Consider the following 19,020-nt stretch of genomic DNA (forward strand, 5'->3'; position numbering starts at 1 on the left):
GGTCACGGGAGTGCTTGTTCTTTTTTGGTGCGGTCGAAGGTGAGCGTGCCGATGGCGCCGCCGCGGTTGATGTTGACGGTATTGACCTGGTCGGGCAAGAAGTCGGACAAGACCTCGTCATGCACGCGCGCGACGGCCGCCAGCGGGGTCTTCTCCACTTCCTGATAAATCACCACGCTCTCGACGCTGGTGGTCACGCCGACCCAGCGCAGCGGCAGGCGCGCCTGGCCGGGGCCCTGCAGGTAGAACTGCCTGTCGATGTACTTGCGCAGCACCGCTTCATCGTGCGGGTCGGACAGGTCGGGCTGGCGCTGGTACAGGTTGGCCAGCAGCGCTTCGATATCGTGCGCCATGTAGGTGTGCACGACTTCGATACTGCCGGTGTTCTGGTTGAACGAGATATCGGTGATCCCCGCGTGAAAGCGGTGCGCCTGCGCGCCCAGGCAGGCGCAGGCCAGCAGCGCGCCGAGCGCGAGGCGGCGCTTCATTGCGCGGCCTTGCCGTCGTTCGATTTCAACGGTGTCCTGAAGTCCTTCATCAGGTCATCCTTGGTGCGGTCGGTCTTGAACAGCTCCAGGCGCGAGGGCGTGATCTTGCGCGGCCAGGCGTTGTTGGCCACGTCGGTATCGGCCGTTTCCCAATACGGGTCCTGGGTCAGGCCAACCATCGGTTCGTCGGTGACGATCAGCTTCGTGATCTTCTTCGGCGAATAGCGCCACACTTCGGCCGGAATGCGCTCGATGTATTTTTTGCCGGATTTGAGTTCGATCTCGAGCACCAGTGGCGTCACCAGTCCGCCGATGTTGGAAAAGTCGACCAGGTACAGGTGCTTGCCTTTCGCGAGCAGGGCCTTTTCCCAGTCTTCCAGCCCTTCCAGGGATTCCTGGTACTTGTTGCGGTCCTTGTTGGTGACCGTGAAGTCGTCATGCTCGTTGTAGAAATCCTTCAGTTCCGGATGCGCGTCCACGCGGCGCGGCGTGCCCTTGTCGCGCTGGGCGGTCACCGACACCGGCTCGGCATCCTTGCGCGCCTTTTTCCAGGCTTTTTCGATGTCCGGATTCTTGGTGCTCACGCCGTATTCGGTGATGCCGTCCACGCTCACGTCGACCGCGTCGGTGGTGTAGAACCAGCCGCGCCAGAACCAGTCGAGGTCCGTGCCGGAAGCGTCTTCCATGGTGCGGAAAAAATCGGCTGGCGTCGGGCGCTTGAACTTCCAGCGCTGCGCGTACTCGCGGAAGGCGAAGTCGAACAGCTCGCGCCCCAGCACCGTTTCGCGCAGCACGATCAGCGCAGTGGCCGGCTTGGCGTAGGCATTGTTGCCGCGCTGGAGAACCGACTCCGAATTGGTCATCACCGGCACCTGGTTCTTGCTGCGCATGTAGTCGACGATGGCGCGCGGGTCGCCGCGCGTGTCGGGGAAGTCTTCTTCCCAGGCGCGCTCGGACAGGTACTCCAGGAAGCTGTTGAGGCCCTCGTCCATCCAGGTCCACTGGCGCTCGTCGGAATTGACGATCATCGGGAAGTAGTTGTGGCCTACCTCGTGGATGATCACGCCGATCAGGCCATACTTGGTGCGGCGCGAGTAGGTCAGTTCACCGGTCTTCTTGTCCTTGCCCGGACGCGGGCCGTTAAACGAAATCATCGGGTATTCCATGCCGCCCACCGGGCCGTTGACCGAGATCGCGATCGGATACGGATAGTCGAAGGCGTACTTGTTGTACTGCTCGATGGTGTGGACGATGGCCTGGGTCGAATAGCGCTCCCACAGCGGATTGCCTTCCTTCGGGTAGTACGACATCGCCATCACGTCGGTATCGCCCTTCTTGTAGCCCTGCGCATCCCAGATGAACTTGCGGCTGCTGGCAAAGGCGAAATCGCGCACGTTCTTCGCCTTGTAGTGCCAGGTCTTGCTGGCGCTCGAGCGCGATTTTTCGGCCGCCTCGGCTTCCTTCTGCGTGACGATGATCACCGGTTTGCTGCTGGTGCGGGCCTGTTGCAGGCGTTCGCGCTGGGTCGCCGTGAGCACCGCGCCGGGGTTTTGCAGCTCGCCCGTGCTGGCCACGATATGGTCGGCCGGGACGGTCAGTTCGATGTCGTAGTCGCCGAATTCCAGGGTGAATTCGCCATCGCCCAGGTACTGCTTGTTCTGCCAGCCGGCCGCGTCGTAATAGGCCGCCATGCGCGGGTACCACTGGGCGACTTCGAACAGGTCGTTCTTGTCTTCCTCGAATTTTTCGTAACCGGAGCGGCGGCCCAGCACATTCATTTCCGGGATGTTGAAGTTCCACGTCATCTGGAACGAGAAGCGCGAACCGGGTTTCATCGGCTGCGGCAGGTCGATCCGCATCATGGTCTTGTTGATGGTGTACCTGAGCGGCTGGCCGCCGGCGTCCGTGAGCGCGGTGATGTTGAAGCCGCCGTCGAAGGTGCGGCTAAGGGCGATGAAGCGCATCGCCTCGAAGCGCATGCCGTCCGCCTCGGTCCCCTTGGCCCACGCCTCGCGCGAGGGCACGGTGGAGATGGCGCGGTTGTCCGAATCGGCGCGGAACATGTTCTGGTCCAGCTGCACCCACAGGTACGACAGCGTATCCGGCGAGTTATTGTGATACGTGACCGTGCCGCTGCCGTCGATGCGGCGTTTGGTCTCATCGAGCGTGGCGCGCAGCTTGTAGTCGGCGCGCTGCTGCCAGTAGGCGTGGCCGGGCGCGCCCGAGGCGGTGCGGGTGATGCCGGGCGTGGGCAGCAGTTCCTCGAGCTGGCGGAACTTGTCGTCGAAGGCTGGCGCCGCAGTGGCGGCGGAGGTCAGGCAGCTCGCCAGGCAGGCCGCCAGGGCCAGGGAAAGGTGTTTGATGATCATTGGGGGCAGGGTGGTGTCGTACGAAAAAAAGCGGGCACGCCAGCGTGCCCGCCTTTGCTGCTTGGTCTACTTGGTCTTGCTCGGGTCTTCTTTGGTCTTCAAGGGCGTATTGAAGTCTTTCATCATGTCGTCCTTGGTGCGGTCGGTCTTGAACAGCTCCAGGCGCGAGGGCGTGATCTTGCGCGGCCAGGCGTTGTTGCTGTTGTCGATATCGGCCGTTTCCCAGTACGGATCGTGGGTCAGGCCGACCATCGGTTCATCGGTGACGATCAGCTTCGTGATCTTCTTCGCCGAGTAGCGCCACACTTCGGCCGGAACGCGCTCGATGTATTTTTTGCCGGATTTAAGCTCGATCTCGAGCACCAGCGGCGTCACCAGCCCGCCGATGTTGGAAAAGTCGACCAGGTACAGGTGCTTGCCTTTCGCGAGCAGCGCTTTTTCCCAGTCTTCCAGTCCTTCGACCGCTTCCTGGTACTTGTTGCGGTCCTTGTTGGTGACCGTGAAGTCGTCATGCTCGTTGTAGAAATCCTTCAGTTCCGGATGCGCGTCCACGCGGCGCGGCGTGCCCTTGTCGCGCTGGGTGGTCACCGATACCGGCTCGGCATCCTTCTGCGACTTCTTCCAGGCTTTTTCGATCTCGGGATTCTTGGTGCTCACGCCATATTCGCTGATGCCGTCGACGCTTACGTCGACCGCGTCGGTGGTGTAGAACCAGCCGCGCCAGAACCAGTCGAGGTCCGTGCCGGAGGCGTCTTCCATGGTACGGAAAAAGTCCGATGGCGTCGGGCGCTTGAACTTCCAGCGCTGCGCATATTCGCGAAAGGCGAAGTCGAACAGCTCGCGCCCCAGCACCGTTTCGCGCAGCACGTTCAGGGCCGCCGCCGGCTTGGCATAGGCGTTGTTCCCGAACTGCAGCAGCGATTCGGAATTGGTCATGATCGGCACCTGGTCGCGCGAACGCATGTAGTCGACGATGGTGCGCGCTTCGCCGCGCGACTGCGGATAGTTCTCTTCCCACGCGTTCTGCGCCAGGCCCTGGATGAAGGTGTTCAGGCCCTCGTCCATCCAGGTCCACTGGCGCTCGTCGGAATTGACGATCATCGGGAAGTAGTTGTGGCCTACCTCGTGGATGATCACGCCGATCAGGCCATACTTGGTGCGCTTGGAATAAGTCAGTTCACCGGTCTTCTTGTCCTTGACCGGACGCGGGCCGTTAAACGAAATCATCGGGTATTCCATGCCGCCGATCGGGCCATTGACCGAGATCGCCGCCGGGTACGGATAGTCCAGCGCATACTTGTTGTACTGTTCGATGGTGTGCACGATAGCCTGGGTCGAGTACTTTTCCCACAGCGGATTGCCCTCTTTCGGGTAGTACGACATGGCCATCGTGTCGGTGCCGCCCTTCTTGTAGCCCTGCGCATCCCAGATGAACTTGCGGCTGCTGGCAAAGGCGAAATCGCGCACGTTTTTTGCCTTGTAGTGCCAGGTGCGGGTGCCGCTGGCGCGCGATTTTTCGGCCGCCTCGGCTTCCTGCTGGGTGACGATGATCACCGGTTTGCTGCTGGTGCGGGCCTTTTGCAGGCGCTCGCGCTGGGTCGCCGTCAATACCTCGCCCGGGTTTTGCAGCTCGCCCGTGCTGGCCACGATATGGTCGGCCGGGACGGTCAGCTGCACGTCGTAGTCGCCGAATTCGAGCGTGAACTCGCCGGCGCCGAGGAACTGCTTGTGCTGCCATCCATACACGTCGTAGTACGCCGCCATGCGCGGGAACCAGTGGGCGATTTCGAACAGGTCGTTCTTGTCGTCGAATTTTTCGTACCCGGTGCGCCCGCCCTGGACCTTGGCGTCGTTGATGTTGAAGCTGAAGTCGATGTTGAACGACAGGCGCGCGCCCGGCTTCAGCGGCTGCGGCAGGTCGATCCGCATCATGGTCTTGTTGATCGTATGGCGCAGTGGTTTACCGTCCGCGCCCTTGACCGCGCCGATGGCAAAGCCGCCTTCGAAGCCGGGGTTTTCCAGGATCGAGCGCATGCCCTCGAAGCGCATGCCGTCTTCATCGCTGCGCGCCTTGGCCCAGGCCTCGCGCGAGGCCACCGTGGCCGACATGCGCGCGTCCGAATCGGGTTTGAAGATGTTCTGGTCCAGCTGCACCCACAGGTAGGCCAGGGTGTCCGGCGAGTTGTTGTGATAGGTGACCGTCTCGGTCGCGCTGATGGTGCGCTTGTTTTCATCGAGGCGCGCGCGGATCGTGTAGTCGGCGCGCTGCTGCCAGTAGGCGTGGCCGGGAGCGCCGGCCGCATTGCGGATCGTATTCGGCGTCGGCAGCACCTCCTCGAGCTGGCGGAATTTATCGTCGAACGGTTCGGCGGCCGAGGCAACGCCCGCCACCAAGAACAATGCAACTAAGACCGGCATACGGATCATGTTTTCCCTGACTTTTCTCGTGAAAAAGAGGAAGTATTCTAAACGTACCGATTAGTCAATTGTTTCAGGGAATTGTAAAAAAGCTGAAACATACACGCGGGCGCAGGCTATGATTGCCGGGGCCGGTTATTGCGGTGATGCGGACGCGGGGAGGCGGGGCGGAATGGACATGAATTTCAAGGCAAGCATCCTGATCGTGGATGGCGTATCCGACAACCTTGTACAGATCGAAGAGCTGCTGCAGGAGCGCTACCACGTGCGCCTGGCGAGGAGTGGCGAGGACGCGCTGCGCATCGCGCAGCAGGCGCCGCTGCCGGACCTGATCGTGTTGGGTGGCGCGCTGGCCGATGCCGACAGCCTGCGCGTGTTTCACGGCTTGAAGTGCCAGGTGTTGAGCAGCGAGACGCCGGTGATCATGCTCATCGCAGACGATGGCGCGCAGCTGGAAGAACGCGCGTGGCGCGACGGCGTGGCCGATGTGGTGCGGCTGCCGTTGTCGGCGGCGGCGTTGCTGGCGCGCGTGGCCACGCAGCTCAGGTTGTGCGCGGCCGACGCCATGCTGCGCGACCAGCATCGCCACTTCGAGCACCTGGTGGCCGAGCGCGTGCGCGACGCCGGCTTGATGCAGGATGCGACCGTGCTGGCGATGGCGGTGCTGGCCGAGTCGCGCGACCCCGGCGTCGGCCAGCATCTGCTACGCACGCAGCGCTACGTGACGGCGCTGGCGCGCGAGCTGCGTTTTGTGTCGGCCTACACGGCCGAACTGACCAACGACGCCATCGCGCTGCTGCGCAAGGCGGCGCCGCTGCACGACATCGGCAAGGTGGGCGTGCCCGATGCGGTGCTGCTCAAGCCGGGCAAATTGAGCGACAGCGAATTCGCGCTGATGAAACTGCACACCGTGTACGGGCGCGATGCCATCGCCGGCGTCGAACGCACGCTCGGCGGCAGCAACGGCTTCTTGCGCTACGCGCGCGAAATCGCCTACTCGCACCAGGAAAAGTGGGATGGATCGGGCTATCCGCAAGGGCTGGCGGGCGAGGCGATTCCGCTGTCGGCGCGGCTGATGGCGGTGGCCGACGTGTACGACGCCTTGACCACCGCGCGCCTCTACCGGCCGGCGTTTACGCACGAAACGGCGGTCGAGCTGATCCGCCAGGGCCGCGGCGAACATTTCGATCCCGACATCGTGGACGCCATGCTCGCCATCGAAGAACGCTTCAAAGCCATCGCCACCGAGTTCCCTGCGCCCTGAACCGGGGTCAGAGCTTTAATTTGCAATTTTTTTCCAACTCCACATCCTCCGTGCGGCTAAACCCTTGCAAAACCGGGGACAGACCCCGGTTTTGCAACTCCGTCATGTCGCGCAATGTTTCGATTTAAGGCTCTGACCCCGGTTGTAGGTGGTTGAGAGGGAACGCTGTAGGAAGTCGGGACAGGTTTGAAGTGTTGTTGGGGCGCGCCATTTGTGAGATTTCCGCATACCAATATGCTATAGTCAATTCGCATACCCGGGCGCGCCGGGCCTTCGGTACAACGTGGAGCGAACCGATGCGGACTCAAGGATACCTGGCCTTTGCAGTCGGTATTTGTCTGACCATGTGGACCTGCGTTGCCGTGCTCGATGCGCAGCAGGCGCGCATCGCGGCCGCCTTCCAGCGCGACGCCGACAAGGTGGCCACCGATACCAACGTGCGCCTGCAAACCTATTTCGACATGCTGCTCAGTATCAAGGGCGCCTTCGCCGTCGACGACCAGGTCGACCGCGCGCAGTTCGCCCGCTTCGTGCGCGAACTCAATCTCACTACGCGCTACCCCGGCTTCCAGGCGATCCAGTTCGTGCGCTACGTGCCGGCCGCCGGCCTGGCCCGCTTCACCGACGCCGTGCGGCGCGATACGAGCCTGGTCCCCGGCGGCTATCCGGCCTTCGTCGTCCATCCGCCGGTGACGCGCGCCGAGCACTTCATCGTCGAATACACCGAGCCGCTCAAGGGCAACGAGATCGCCTTCGGCCTCGATCTGGCCGCGCTGCCGCCGCACTTGCAGGCGGTCGAATCGGGCCGCGACAGCGGCGAGATCGTCGCCACCGAACGCATCACGCTGGTGCAGGATGACAGCGGCCAGCCCGGCTTCGTGGCGCGCGCGCCGGTCTATCGCCAGAACATGCCGCTGACCACCGTGGCCGAACGGCGCGCCGCGCTGGTGGGCCTGGTGGCGATCGTGTTCCGCGTGAACAACCTGATGCACGAGGTGATCGAGCCGCAGCTGTTGAACCAGATGGCGTTTCGCATCCACGATGCCGGCAATGTGGCCGATGGGGCGGCCGCGCCCTTCGACAGCGCGAACGTGATGTTCGATACCACCCGCACCGATATCCTGCCGCTGCACGGCGTGCGCACCGAGGCGCGCCTGAACGTGGCGCAGCGCCAGTGGGTGATGCGCTTCGAGGCGCTGCCCGGAAGCCGCTACAGCCGCGATGTGCGGCCGGTATTGTTCATCGCCGCCGGCGGCCTGGTGATCAGCACCCTGATCGCGGCCCTGATGATCGCCTCGCGCCGCAGCCGCACCCTGGCACAACAGGTGCGCGTGACGCTCGACGAACAGCGCGCCTTCCAGGACAGCGCCAACGTCGGCATCGCGCTGTTCTCGCACGGCGTGATCATGCGCTGCAACCGCGGCATGGAGGAGATGATGGGCTACGCGCCGGGCGAGCTGGCTGGCTGCCAGACGCAGGTGCTCTCGCGCGCGGCGGCGGCCGGCGCGCCCGATCCGTTTGCGGTCGATCCGCACACCCGGCGCTGGCAGGGCGAGCTGAAACTGCTGCGCAAGGACGGCAGCACGATCTGGTGCCTGATCAACGGCAAGGCGCTCGACGCATCCGACCTGTCGAAGGGCGGCGTGTGGGTGATCCAGAATATCAGCGACCGCAAACACACCGAGGCGGCGCTGGTCGACGCCAAGGATGGCCTGGAGCACAGCCTGGCCGAACTCGAACAGCAGAAGGCCAACGTCGAAAGCGCGCACCGCGACCTGTCGACGGTGCTGGCCACGCTCAAGCAAGCCCAGACCAACTTGATCACGTCCGAAAAAATGGCCTCGCTCGGGTCGCTCGTGGCGGGCATCGCGCACGAACTCAATACCCCGATCGGCAACAGCCTGTTGACCGCCACCGCGCTGGCCGACATGGTGGCCGACTTCGAGCGCAAGTACGCCGGCGGCGGCATCAAGCGTTCGGCGCTGGAGGCGCACATGGCCGATACGCGCCTGGCATGCGACATCATGGCCAGCTCGCTGCGCCGCGCGGGCGACCTGATTACCTCGTTCAAGCAGGTGGCGGTCGACCAGACCTGCGACCAGCGCCGCCGCTTCGATCTGTGCGACCTGGTGCGCGACACCCTGGCCACCTACGCGGCGCAGCTGCGCCGCGCCAATTGCGAAACGCGCTTCGACGGCCCGGCCAGCCTGCTGCTCGATTCCTATCCGGGCAGCGTGGGGCAGGTGCTGTCGAACCTGATCAACAACGCGCTGCTGCACGCCTTCGAGGGACGCGCGAATGCACTCATTACGATCACCGCGCGCGAGGTCGAGGACGACAAGCTGCTGCTCATTTTCAGCGACGATGGGGTGGGCATGCCGCCCAAGATCCTGCACCAGGTGTTCGATCCGTTTTTTACGACCAAGATGGGACAGGGTGGCTCGGGACTGGGGATGAACATCGTCTATAACATCATTACCGGCATGCTCGGTGGGAGCATCGAGATCGAATCCTCGCCCGAGCATGGCACCAGCGTCACGGTGCGCATTCCGCGCAAGGCGCCCAACCGCGAGAGCGAGGCGGCCGAGGTGAATATGCTGCTGATGTAAGTAACCAGCCGGTGTCAGGCGGCGTAGCGTTCCCTGAGCAGGCGCAGCATCGCCACGTTCTGGTCCCACGCGTTCGAGAGCGGCTCGCCGCTGAACGGCATGGTCTGGGTATACGGCACCGGTCCGAATTCGGGGGTGATCGTCACGAGCGCGGCGCCGGCGGCGCGGCGCAGCGCCACGATGCGGTCCCACCACCCAAGATGACGCGCCAGTTCGGCGCCGAACTGCGGTGCGCGGAAGTCGCTCACCTGCGGTCCTTGCGCATGGCCGACGCGCGCGTGGATGTGGCGCACGTGCGGCAGGGTCGCATCCAGCGTTGCCGGCTGGTCTTCCAGCAGCGATTCGCAGGCGCAGCACCAGTGCGACAGGTCGGCCGTCAGTTCCAGGCCGGGCAGCTGGCGCAGGTACGGCAGCAGCAGCATCGGGTGGCCCGAGAAGCGGCTGCGGTGGATCTCGTGCACGATCGGCACGCCGTGCTCGCGCGCGATGGCCGCCGTCAGCGCGATCAGTTCCAGGTTCTGTTCATGCGTGTAGAAGTCCTTGCCGGTGTGCGTGTTGACGAACAGCGGGCGCGCGGCGCAGGCGTTGGCGAGGTAAGCCGCCAGGGCCTCGCGGTGCGCCTCGAACTGCGGGTGGAACACGGTTTCCCACTGCTGCGCGATGAGCAGCAGGCCGGCCTCGGCGATGCGCGCGCTCCAGTCGTCGCGCTCGGCACCATCGAGCGGCAGCGACATTTCTATGCCGTCGAAACCGGCTTCCTTGACGCGCGCGATGAATACGTCGGGCGCGAGCTCGTTGCTGCCCCAGTGGGGGGCGAAGATGCGGATGTCCATGGATTGCTCTTGATTACTCGAAGCCGCGCACCGGAAAGCTGGCGTCGCGCTGGATCCAGTTGTGCGGCGAGTAGGTGGTGGTGCCGTCGGTCGCATGCAGCGTGTACGCGTGGCGCGACACCGGCGAGCGGTTCGGCGCGCTGTAGTGCGGCAGCAGGCCATGAAAGCAAACCAGGCTGCCGGCTTTCGCTTCCAGCGGCACGGCGCTGCTGTCGTCCGGCCAGGGCATGCTGTCGAGCGTTTCCATCTTGATGTCGTCGCCGTTGCGCACGAAGCGCTCGCGCATCGGGCCGCGGTGGCCGCCCGGTTCGACCCACAGGCAGCCGTTGTCGATGGTGGCGTCTTCCAGCGCGAACCAGAAGGTGGTCACGCTGACCGGCGTGGTCTCGAAAAAGGTCGCGTCCTGGTGCCAGCGCACTTCGCCGCCGATGCCCGGCTGCTTGAAGATGTACATCGATTGCCACACCTTCGGGTCCACCAGGCCGAGGTCGCGCGCCACCGCGGCCAGTTTGGCGTCGCGCGAAAAGGCCTCGAACACCGGATCGAGATCGTGCAGCGCGTGGCCGATCTTGTTGATGGAGAGAGCCTTTTCCTGGCGCAGCTGGCCGTCCGGGCCGAACGCTTCTTCTTCAAAAAAGCAGCGGATGGTGTTATCCGAGCGCAGGAAGTACTCGTCGGTGGCGGTGGTTTGGTCGCGCGTGGTGAAAATCGAGCGGCCCTGGGATGGATCGAATTCGTTGACAATCTCGCCAGCGCGCTGGCGCAGGCGGGCGATCTGGTCCATCGTCTTGAAACCGGGGACGACGAGGTAGCCGTCGCGCTGGAACTGGTCGCGTTGTTCGGTACTGAGCATGGGTGTGGCTCCTGCCATGATGGAAGCTGCCATTGTAGGGTTGGCCCGGCAGCGCGGCAATTGCCGGATCGGTTGACAGATTGTCGCCGTCCGGTTGACAATCGGCCGCATGGATCAACTGCGCGCAATGGAGATGTTTGTCGAGGTGGCGCGCCTGCGCAGCTTTGCGGCCGCCGGGCGCCGCCTGGGCGTCACGCGCGCCATGGTCAGCAAACAGATCATGCAGTTGGAAGCGATGCTCGATGCGCGCCTGCTGCACCGCTCGACCCGTGAAGTGAGCCTGACCGACGCCGGCCAGGCCTACCTGGCCCCGTGCCTGGCGACGGTGGAGCAGGCGCGCGAGGCGGCGCGCGCCATCAGCCCGGCCGGCGCCGAGCTGGCGGGGGCGCTGCGGATCCAGGCGCCGTCCGGTTTTGGGGTCGCGTGGCTGGCCGACGCGGTGGCGCGTTTCAGCCTGCGCCACCCGCTGCTCACGCCGTCGCTGTTCGTCGACGATGCGCTGCTCGACCCGATCCGCCATGGCTTCGACCTGACCATCCGTGTGGGCGGCATCCCGGACAGCAGCGGCCTGGCCATGCGCCGCCTGGCGCCGTGCCGGGGCGTGCTGTGCGCCAGTCCCGCTTACCTGGCCAGATGGGGCGCGCCGCACACGCCCGAAGAACTGCTCGATCACCAGTGCCTGCACTTTTCCCACCTGACCGACGGCACCAGCTGGCGCTTCACGCGCGGCGCCGAGCGGCGCACGGTGCGGGTCAACGCCGGGTTTACCGCCAATAGTGGACTGGTGCTGCAGCAGGCGGCCGAGCGCGGGCTGGGCATCGTCTACAACACCACGTTCCTGGCCTGGCAAAAGCTGATCGACGGGGCGCTGGTGCCGGTGCTGCCGGACTGGGAGCTGCCGCTCAACGACCTCTCGGCCCTGTACCCGGCCAGCCGCCAGCTCTCGCCCAAGGTCAGGGCGCTGGTCGATTTCCTGGTGGAGGAGTACCGCGTGGCGCCGTGGGACCTGGCGCTGGCGCAGGCCGGCATCCTGCTGTAGCTTAGGCCTCGGCGCCGACCAGCCAGGCGCCATCCTGGTAGACCAGTTCATCGTCCAGGTACACCGCTTCCGTCACGGCGAAGATGTCGACGTGGTAGCGCGCATCCTTGCGCTTGAAGCCGGGCTTCTGGTACACGCCGTGCTTGGCCCCCAGCGACAGGTGGATGCCACACATGCGCTCATAGGTGCCGATGTCGTTGACGCGGCGCTCGCGCGTAAACGCGCGGTTCATGCCGAAGCCCAGTTCGCGCAGCCAGACTTCGCCTTCGTCGCGCCGGATGATCTCCAGCACTTGGTCGAATTCCGGGGTGGCGTTTTCCGTGCCGACCACGCGCCCCCGTTCGACGATCAAGGTAATCGGGGTCGCGGGGCGGTTCACCATATACGAGGTGTCGCCAAAGACGTGAATCCGCACGCGCCCGTTGACCGCTTCCAGGTCCTGCGCTTCGGTGAACACTTCGCCGATCGGGAACTGGCCGCCGACGTTGTTCATGCCGCTGTAGTCGCCCACATTGAGTTTGGCCGCCTCAAACGGCGAGGCAAACACCAGCGTTTCGTCGCCGCTGTGGACCACGCCCATCGAGGCGGCATCGATACGGCGCTTGAGCGCCTTGCCCACCCCGCGGTAATAGGCGCTGTCGTAGGCCAGCGATGCGATGTAATGCTCGCCCTGCGCGCCCGGCATGCGCGACAGGTGCACGTGCTCGATCACTTTGAGCCCCAGTTTGAACAGCTCGACCCGGATGCGGAAGGCTTCCAGGCGGAAGTTGGTCGACTGGATCAGCACCACCAGGTCGTGCGCGGCCATGCCCTTGAAGGCGGCCAGCACGTCGTCGGCGGCCACCGTGTCGAAGTCGATGAACACGGCGCCGGGCAGGTTGCGGCGGTAGCCTTCGGTGAGCGCGCGCGCCAGGTCGGAGCGGCAATCGTAGACCACCAGCGCGCGCTGCGCCGGGCCGTGTTCGACCACGGTGGCGAGCACCTCGCGCAGGTGGGCGCTGGCGGCATCGACGGCGTGCGCGGGAATGGCGCCCCAGGGGGCGGTGGTCAGGTCAGGGGAGGTCATGGTGCGGTGCAAGGTATTGAGTAGCGTCCATTATACGTGCCCGGTTTTGCTTGGGAGCCACACTTCCTTGTCGAAGCAATAATGCTTTGTGTAATTTATTGCGATAACGGAATGGGCATGTGTTAACGTCAGGTAAAACTACACGGCTCAAAGCCGGACCCAACCATCTGACAATTCCAGGAGATAAAGATGAAATCACTGTTCCAGAAACTCATGTTCGCGGTCTTTGCCCTCACCCTCGCCGGCGCCGCCAGCGCGCAGGACGCCACCAAGCGCGGCACGGCCGACGAAGCGGTGGCCATGGTCAAGAAGGCGACCGCCTACCTGACCGAGAACGGGCGCGACAAGGCGATCGCCGCCTTCAACGATCCCAAGGGGGAGTTCATCAAGGGCGATCTGTACGTCTTCATGTTTACCTTCGACGGCACCGCGCTGGCGCACGGCCAGAATGCCAAGATGGTCGGCAAGAACCTGATCGACCTGAAGGCCGGCGAGGTGTTCCCGATCCGTGAATTCATCAAGATCGCCAAGAGCCCTGCGGGCACCGGCTGGTTCGCCTACAAGTGGCCCAATTCGATCACCAAGGCCATGGAAGAGAAAAATACCTACGTCGAGCGCAATGGCGATGTGCTGATCGGCGTCGGTACCTATAAGTAGCGCCTCGTTGCGCTACCGGCCATGCCACGAGACGGTACGCCGTAAATAGACCACGTGGATAATCCGTTTGCGCTATGATTTCAAGAGCAACAGCGGCCCGCATCGACGGGCCGCAACTCTGATACATACATAGGGCGGCAAGCGACATGGCACACCGATGGAAAACGCCCGGCGGCATATGGCTGGAACACGAACACACGGCGCAGTTTGAACTGGCGCCGAGCGAGGGGCCGGGCCGCATCGCGCGCCTGCCCGCTGTCGCGCACCTGCCCGGCGCACCGCTGCAGGGCAGCCGCACCGAGACCGTGTTCCACGGTCTGCTTGTCGCAAACAAATGATCGGCGCCCTGCGGCAGCGCCTGGCCAGGCCCGGACCGAAGCAGTTAACCATGCCGGCGCCCTGATGCGCCACTGCCAGCAGCGCGTGCAGGAACCGAAGCGCGACACCGGCGCCCGGCTGCCGGCGCTGGCCGCCTTGTTCGACGAAGCCATCCCCGACCCTGACAACGACCTCCCCGATCCTGACTGACGCCATGAACCTGCAAGACCAAGTGACCTACCGCTGCCTGAACGCCGCCTGCGTGCGGCCGATGCCGTGCCGGGTCGATTTCTGCCCCTACTGCGGCAGCGCCCAGCACGAGGGCGCGCTGCGGGCTGCGCGCGCCGCCGTGATCAAGTCCGTGCCCGTGCCTGAACCGGTGGCCAGGCCTGTGGCGCCAGCGGCGCCGCCGGTCGAGCCGCCGGCGTTCGCGCAGCAAGTGCCGCCCGCGCCAGCCATGCCCGCGCCAGCGGCCGCTGCGCCACCCCAGGCGCGGCCTTGGGCGGCGGGCGGCGCTGCCGTGCCGCCGTCGCCCAAGGCCGCACCGGCCGGCCCCGGACTGCGCAAACCGGTCCGCCTGCGTTACTGGCTGCTGGCGCTGGCCGTCCTGGCCGGGATCTGGTATACCGCCAGGCCCGAGCCGAAGAAGTTCGAGGCGCGCATCGAGCAGGCGATTTTGCAGGCCGAGGATTGTAATATCAAGGAGGCCAAGGCCGAACTGCAAGCGCTCAGGAACGACAACGCCGGCGCCGCCCAGATCGAGCGCCTGCAGTCGTCGATCAGCGCGGCGGTCACTGCGTGCGAGCGCAAACGCAAGAGCGCCACCAAGACCAAGCCCAAACGCGAGAGCCCGCCCGCCGCGGTCAAGCCGGCGGTGCCGGTGATCGAGCGCTCGGTGGAGCGGCCGGCGGTGGAGCGTGCGGCTGGCCAGTCGGCGCGCAGCCTGATCGCCGAGGCGGAGCGCGACATCGCCCAGGGCAATTACAGGGCCGCCTCCAACAAGCTCGAAACCTGCATCGCCATGGTGGAAGGCAGCCGCGAATGCGCCGCCTACAAAGTCCATGCCGACCGCCTGCTCAAGGACATGCAGCATTGCGTGGCGAGCGGACGAGACTGGATGAACCAGCGCTGCATGTAAACACAAATTGGCTGCGGCAACTCATCAGACATGTATCTTTTTTGTAAAGATTGTCAAAGTCCTTGCCGAAATGTTGCTGCTTGGTCTACGATCGACGTTTTCCACCTCACCGGAGACGTCGATGGCTCTCAGCAGAATTTTTCCATCGCTGGCGCTGGCCTGCGGCGCAGCCTCGGTGCAGGCGGCCAGCTTCGATTGCGTGTCGCCCGAGTTTCCCGATAAATTGGTATCGAGCCAGGCCGCGCGCCGCATCGACGACCAGGTGCGCGCATGGGAAAAATGCTACGCCCAGTTCCGCGCCAGCCACTGGAGCATCGATGCGGCGCGCCAGAACGACGAAGTGGCGGCCGGCGCTGAACGCTGGATCGCGCTCTCGCGCGCGGCGGGCGCGCCAAACCCGGCCAGCGCGCCGCGCGCGCAATGCCGACGCGCCGGCCCGGGTCGCGCGCGGAAGACGCGAGAGCCAGACCGTGCGCTTCGTCGAACAAACCCCGGTCGAATACGCGGTCGAACTGCGTTAGGACGTCAGAGCGGTCGCATCTCGATCGCAATCCCCGACAACACCGCGTTGCCCGACAAGGGATCGCGCAGGTTTTCATCGAGCAGCGCATTCAGGTTCACCCCCGGCCGCTCGGCCGCCACGCGCATCTGCGTGCCTTCCAGGTCATGGCCCCAGCCATGCGGCAGGCTGACCACGCCCGGCATCATCTGCGCCGAGATCTCCACCTGCACTTCGATCATGCGTTCGCCATTGCGGATCTGCGCCATCGCACCGTCAACAAGGCCAAGCCGCCCGGCGTCGAGCGGATGGACCAGCGCCGTGCAGCGGTAGGCGCCCTTGGCCAGCACCGGCAGGTTGTGCATCCAGCTGTTGTTCGAGCGTAGCTGGCGGCGGCCGACGATGACCAGCTCCGGCGTGGGCGCCCGCAGGTCGGCGCTGGCCCTGGCCAGGTCGTCCAGCAGCACCTGCGGCGCCAGTTCGATCTTGCCCGAGGGTGTGCGCAGCGCTTCCGGAATGCGGCTGGTCATCGGCCCCAGGTCGATGCCGGACGGCGCCGCCTTCAGGCGCGCCAGGGTCAGGCCTTCCGGGTTCTTTCCGAACTGGTCGCCGTACGGGCCGCTGCGCAGCGCCAGGTCGAGCATGCGTTCGGCGCCGCGTTGCTGGCCCAGGGCCGCCATCAGCGCCGGCGCCGCCGCACCCGCCGCGCGCTCCAGGTCTTCCCGCATATGCTCGTCGTCGAGCGCGTCGACGTCGGCTGCGGCGCCCAGGCCTTTGACGATGGCGGCGATGCGCATCATGCTTTGCCATTCTTCCGGCTGGTCGGCCGTGGGCGCCAGCACCGGGGCGCTGAAGCGGGCGTGGTTGCGGTGCGAGAACTGGGTGAAGCTGACGTCGTAATGCGCGTCTTCCAGTGGCGAGAGCCCCGGCAAAATCACGTCGGCGTGGCGCGAGGTTTCGTTCAGGTAGATATCCATGCTGACCATGAAATCGAGCCCGTCGAGCGCCTTGGCCAGGCGCGCCCCGTTCGGCGCCGACAGTACCGGATTGGCGGCAATCGCAATCACCGCGCGCACCTGGCCGGGTCCGGGCGTGTCGATTTCTTCGGCCAGGCAGGTCAGCGGCAGTTCGCCCGACACTTCCGCCGCGCCCGAGACGCGCGAGCGGTAGCGCCCCGTGACCACGCCGCGTCCGATGCCGGGCGCGCCGCGCGTGTTGGCCGAAAACGCGGCCGCTTTCGGGAACATGGCCCCGCCTTCCTGGTCCAGGTGCCCGGTCAGCACGTTGATCACATCGATCAGCCACGAACACAAGGTGCCGAATTGCTGGGTGCAGGTGCCGATGCGCCCGTAAATGGCCGCGCGCGGGGTGTTGGCCAGGCTGCGCGCCAGCTGGCGCATGGTGGCCGCGTCGATGCCGCAGCGCGCCGCCACCAGTTCGGGCGCGTACGCGCGCACCGCCGCTTCGACCTGTTCCAGGCCCACCGTGTGCTGCGCCAGGCGGCCAGGGCGCACCAGCTGTTCGTCGAACAGCGCGTGCGCGATCCCCAGTAAAAAGAAGACATCGGCGCCGGGGCGGATGAAGTGATGGGCGTCGGCCACGTCGGCCGTTTCGGTGCGGCGCGGGTCGACCACGACCAGCTGGCCGCCGCGCGCGCGCAGGGCCTTGGCCTTGCCGCGAAAGTCCGGCACGGTCCACAGGCTGCCGTTCGAGACCATCGGATTGGCGCCCAGGATCAGCAAAAAGTCGCAGCGCTCGATGTCCGGCACCGGCACCGACAGCCAGCTGCCGAACATCAGCCCGACCGACAGCATCTTCGGCACCTGGTCCACGCTCGACGCCGAAAACATATTGCGCGTGCCGAGCGCGCGCGCCAGGCGCGGAAAATACAGCAGCAGGCTCATTTTGTGCGACACCGGATTGCCCAGTACCGTGGCCACGGCGTTGGCGCCGCCAGCGGCGATGACGGGCGGCAGGCGGCGTTCGATTTCGGCGTAGGCGTCGTCCCAGGTGGCTTCTTCAAACACGCCATTGCGCTTGATCAGCGGCGTGCGCAGGCGGTCGGGATCGTCGTGCAGGTCTTTCAGGCCGATCGCCTTGGGACACAGGAAGCCATGCGAGAACACGTCGGCCGCGTCGCCGCGGATGCGCACCACCTTGTTCTCTTCGAGGTCAAGTTCAAGCCCGCAACAGGCCTCGCAAAACGGACAGATACGGTGCGCGACAGCGCCAGGCACGGCGGCGGGGAGGGGGGTGGACAAGGTCATGGCGAGCACTTTCCAAAAAATCGAACGGTCGTGCGATTGTGTGCACTCGTGGCCGAACTGTCAACCGAAATGTCGGGCACCGGTGTATGCTATTGGGCAACAACAACCATAGGGGAAATCATGAAAATCACATCGCTCATCGGCTGCGCCATGATGCTCGCCGCGCTGGCCGGCTGCCAGAAAGACGAGCAGGGCGTGGGACCGGCGCAGAAGGCCGGCGCCAAGCTCGATCAGGCCGGCGACACCGTCGGCGCCAACCTCAAGGCCAACGTCGACAAGGCCGAGGAAGCGAGCAAGAAGATCACCGACGCGGCCAAGGCCACCGGCGACCAGATCGAGGAAGCGACCGTGGACGCCAGCAAGGGGCTGGACCGGGCCACCGAGAACGTCGGCAAGAAGGTGGAACAAGCGGGCGAGAAGATCCAGGAATCGGCGCGCAAATAAGACCCTGCTACGCGCACTGGCGCCAGTCGTCGAGCGCGTCCAGGTTGACCACCAGCGCCACCAGGTTGGGAAAGCGTTCGAGCATCTGCTCGAGCCATGGCAGGTCCTGCATCAACTGCCCGCGCTCGGGCGGCGCCGGCGCACGCAGGCGTGCCAGGACGCGCTGGCGCCGTGCCAGCTCCGGCTGGCCGGCGCCATTGAACAGCGCCAGTTCGCCGACGGCGCGGTCGACCAGCCGCCCGGCCGCGCCGAAGCGCAGCAGGCGCGCCCGGTCGCAGCTCCAGTCGAACAGGCCTGCCGCCACCGGCAGCAGCGTTTCGTGGCCCGGCTTCCAGCCGGCCGCCAGCAGGTGCGCCATGACTTCCTCGAACAAGGTGCGCGCGCAGATGTTGACCAGGGCCTCGCCGTCGAGGATGCGCTGCATCTCGCGCCGCCAGGCCGCCGCGTCGCCGGCCATGTGGCCCTGCGTCAGGTGCGGTAGCGCGGCGCGGTACTGGGCCAGGGCCAGGTCGCACAGATGCTGCGGATCGACCGGCCCGCTGCCCTGAGCCGGCGGCTGCGCGGCCGGCACGGCGGCCATCATCCGTTCGGCCCACGCCAGCGCCAGTTCATACGCCTCGCGCAGGTACTGGAAGCCGGCGGCGTCGCGTTCCTGGTCGATCTGCTTGAGTTCGCGCGCGTAGGCACGGCGCACCGTGCGCGTGTCGGCGTCCTGGCCCAGGCCCAGCCTGGCGAACGAAGGGTGGGTGTGCGGCATG

17 protein-coding genes are annotated in these 19,020 nt (G+C 65.4%); 8 read left to right on the forward strand and 9 right to left on the reverse strand.

What is annotated here, in order from left to right:
• Window positions 1-2 precede the first annotated feature (2 nt).
• The 3 genes from F1609_RS02575 to F1609_RS02585 all read right to left on the reverse strand — a co-directional run bounded on the left by F1609_RS02575 (window position 3) and on the right by F1609_RS02585 (window position 5,284).
• On the reverse strand, window positions 3-488 hold the full coding sequence (locus F1609_RS02575; protein WP_167074325.1) for a DUF6702 family protein: 486 nt from the start codon (window positions 486-488) through the stop codon (window positions 3-5).
• Window positions 485-2,857 carry a M1 family metallopeptidase gene (locus F1609_RS02580; RefSeq protein ID WP_167074327.1) on the reverse strand — a complete coding sequence of 791 codons (2,373 nt, stop codon included), beginning with the start codon at window positions 2,855-2,857 and terminating at the stop codon, window positions 485-487. The genes F1609_RS02575 and F1609_RS02580 overlap by 4 nt, the downstream gene beginning before the upstream one ends.
• A gap of 66 nt (window positions 2,858-2,923) precedes the next feature.
• On the reverse strand, window positions 2,924-5,284 hold the full coding sequence (locus tag F1609_RS02585) for a M1 family metallopeptidase (protein ID WP_370661588.1): 2,361 nt from the start codon (window positions 5,282-5,284) through the stop codon (window positions 2,924-2,926).
• Window positions 5,285-5,453: 169 nt separating this feature from the next.
• Between F1609_RS02585 and F1609_RS02590 the strand changes: the two genes are divergently transcribed.
• Together F1609_RS02590 and F1609_RS02595 are read left to right on the forward strand one after the other, a co-directional pair.
• On the forward strand, window positions 5,454-6,539 hold the full coding sequence (locus F1609_RS02590) for an HD-GYP domain-containing protein (RefSeq protein WP_167074330.1): 1,086 nt from the start codon (window positions 5,454-5,456) through the stop codon (window positions 6,537-6,539).
• A 296-nt stretch (window positions 6,540-6,835) separates the two neighbouring features.
• Window positions 6,836-9,148: a sensor histidine kinase gene (locus F1609_RS02595; protein ID WP_167074332.1), complete on the forward strand. Its 2,313-nt coding sequence runs from the start codon at window positions 6,836-6,838 to the stop codon at window positions 9,146-9,148.
• A gap of 14 nt (window positions 9,149-9,162) precedes the next feature.
• On the opposite strand, the gene F1609_RS02600 is transcribed toward F1609_RS02595, so the two are convergent.
• Window positions 9,163-9,981, reverse strand: a complete 819-nt coding sequence (locus F1609_RS02600) for a sugar phosphate isomerase/epimerase family protein (protein WP_167074334.1) — start codon at window positions 9,979-9,981, stop codon at window positions 9,163-9,165.
• Window positions 9,982-9,994: 13 nt separating this feature from the next.
• Window positions 9,995-10,834: a phytanoyl-CoA dioxygenase family protein gene (locus F1609_RS02605; RefSeq protein ID WP_167074336.1), complete on the reverse strand. Its 840-nt coding sequence runs from the start codon at window positions 10,832-10,834 to the stop codon at window positions 9,995-9,997.
• 109 nt (window positions 10,835-10,943) lie between these two features.
• Between F1609_RS02605 and F1609_RS02610 the strand changes: the two genes are divergently transcribed.
• On the forward strand, window positions 10,944-11,873 hold the full coding sequence (locus F1609_RS02610; RefSeq protein ID WP_267876762.1) for a LysR family transcriptional regulator: 930 nt from the start codon (window positions 10,944-10,946) through the stop codon (window positions 11,871-11,873).
• Between the two features lies 1 nt (window position 11,874).
• On the opposite strand, the gene F1609_RS02615 is transcribed toward F1609_RS02610, so the two are convergent.
• A complete protein-coding gene (locus F1609_RS02615) occupies window positions 11,875-12,939 on the reverse strand; it encodes a M29 family metallopeptidase (protein ID WP_167074338.1) in 1,065 nt (354 codons plus the stop codon).
• Window positions 12,940-13,128: 189 nt separating this feature from the next.
• Between F1609_RS02615 and F1609_RS02620 the strand changes: the two genes are divergently transcribed.
• The 4 genes from F1609_RS02620 to F1609_RS02630 all read left to right on the forward strand — a co-directional run bounded on the left by F1609_RS02620 (window position 13,129) and on the right by F1609_RS02630 (window position 15,052).
• Entirely contained in the window at window positions 13,129-13,596 is a 468-nt protein-coding gene (locus tag F1609_RS02620; protein WP_167074340.1) for a cache domain-containing protein, read from the forward strand.
• Window positions 13,597-13,742: 146 nt separating this feature from the next.
• The gene (locus tag F1609_RS02625; protein WP_167074342.1) at window positions 13,743-13,934 is read left to right on the forward strand and encodes a hypothetical protein; all 192 of its coding nucleotides are present in this window, start codon (window positions 13,743-13,745) and stop codon (window positions 13,932-13,934) included.
• A gap of 64 nt (window positions 13,935-13,998) precedes the next feature.
• Window positions 13,999-14,124, forward strand: coding sequence for a hypothetical protein (locus F1609_RS35000; protein ID WP_267876763.1), 126 nt, complete (start codon window positions 13,999-14,001; stop codon window positions 14,122-14,124).
• A 4-nt stretch (window positions 14,125-14,128) separates the two neighbouring features.
• Window positions 14,129-15,052 (forward strand): hypothetical protein, encoded by a 924-nt coding sequence (locus F1609_RS02630; RefSeq protein ID WP_167074344.1) that lies wholly within the window; start codon window positions 14,129-14,131, stop codon window positions 15,050-15,052.
• Between the two features lie 24 nt (window positions 15,053-15,076).
• Here the strand turns inward: F1609_RS02630 and F1609_RS02635 are convergent, their stop codons facing one another.
• Both F1609_RS02635 and F1609_RS02640 read right to left on the reverse strand, forming a co-directional pair.
• Window positions 15,077-15,304 (reverse strand): hypothetical protein, encoded by a 228-nt coding sequence (locus F1609_RS02635; protein ID WP_167074346.1) that lies wholly within the window; start codon window positions 15,302-15,304, stop codon window positions 15,077-15,079.
• A gap of 273 nt (window positions 15,305-15,577) precedes the next feature.
• Entirely contained in the window at window positions 15,578-17,818 is a 2,241-nt protein-coding gene (locus F1609_RS02640; protein ID WP_167074348.1) for a molybdopterin-dependent oxidoreductase, read from the reverse strand.
• A gap of 120 nt (window positions 17,819-17,938) precedes the next feature.
• Between F1609_RS02640 and F1609_RS02645 the strand changes: the two genes are divergently transcribed.
• On the forward strand, window positions 17,939-18,262 hold the full coding sequence (locus tag F1609_RS02645) for a hypothetical protein (protein ID WP_167074350.1): 324 nt from the start codon (window positions 17,939-17,941) through the stop codon (window positions 18,260-18,262).
• A gap of 7 nt (window positions 18,263-18,269) precedes the next feature.
• On the opposite strand, the gene F1609_RS02650 is transcribed toward F1609_RS02645, so the two are convergent.
• Window positions 18,270-19,019 (reverse strand): hypothetical protein, encoded by a 750-nt coding sequence (locus F1609_RS02650; RefSeq protein ID WP_167074352.1) that lies wholly within the window; start codon window positions 19,017-19,019, stop codon window positions 18,270-18,272.
• Window position 19,020 lies beyond the last annotated feature (1 nt).

It is taken from the genome of Massilia aquatica, assembly GCF_011682045.1.
Classification (GTDB): domain Bacteria; phylum Pseudomonadota; class Gammaproteobacteria; order Burkholderiales; family Burkholderiaceae_D; genus Telluria_A; species Telluria_A aquatica.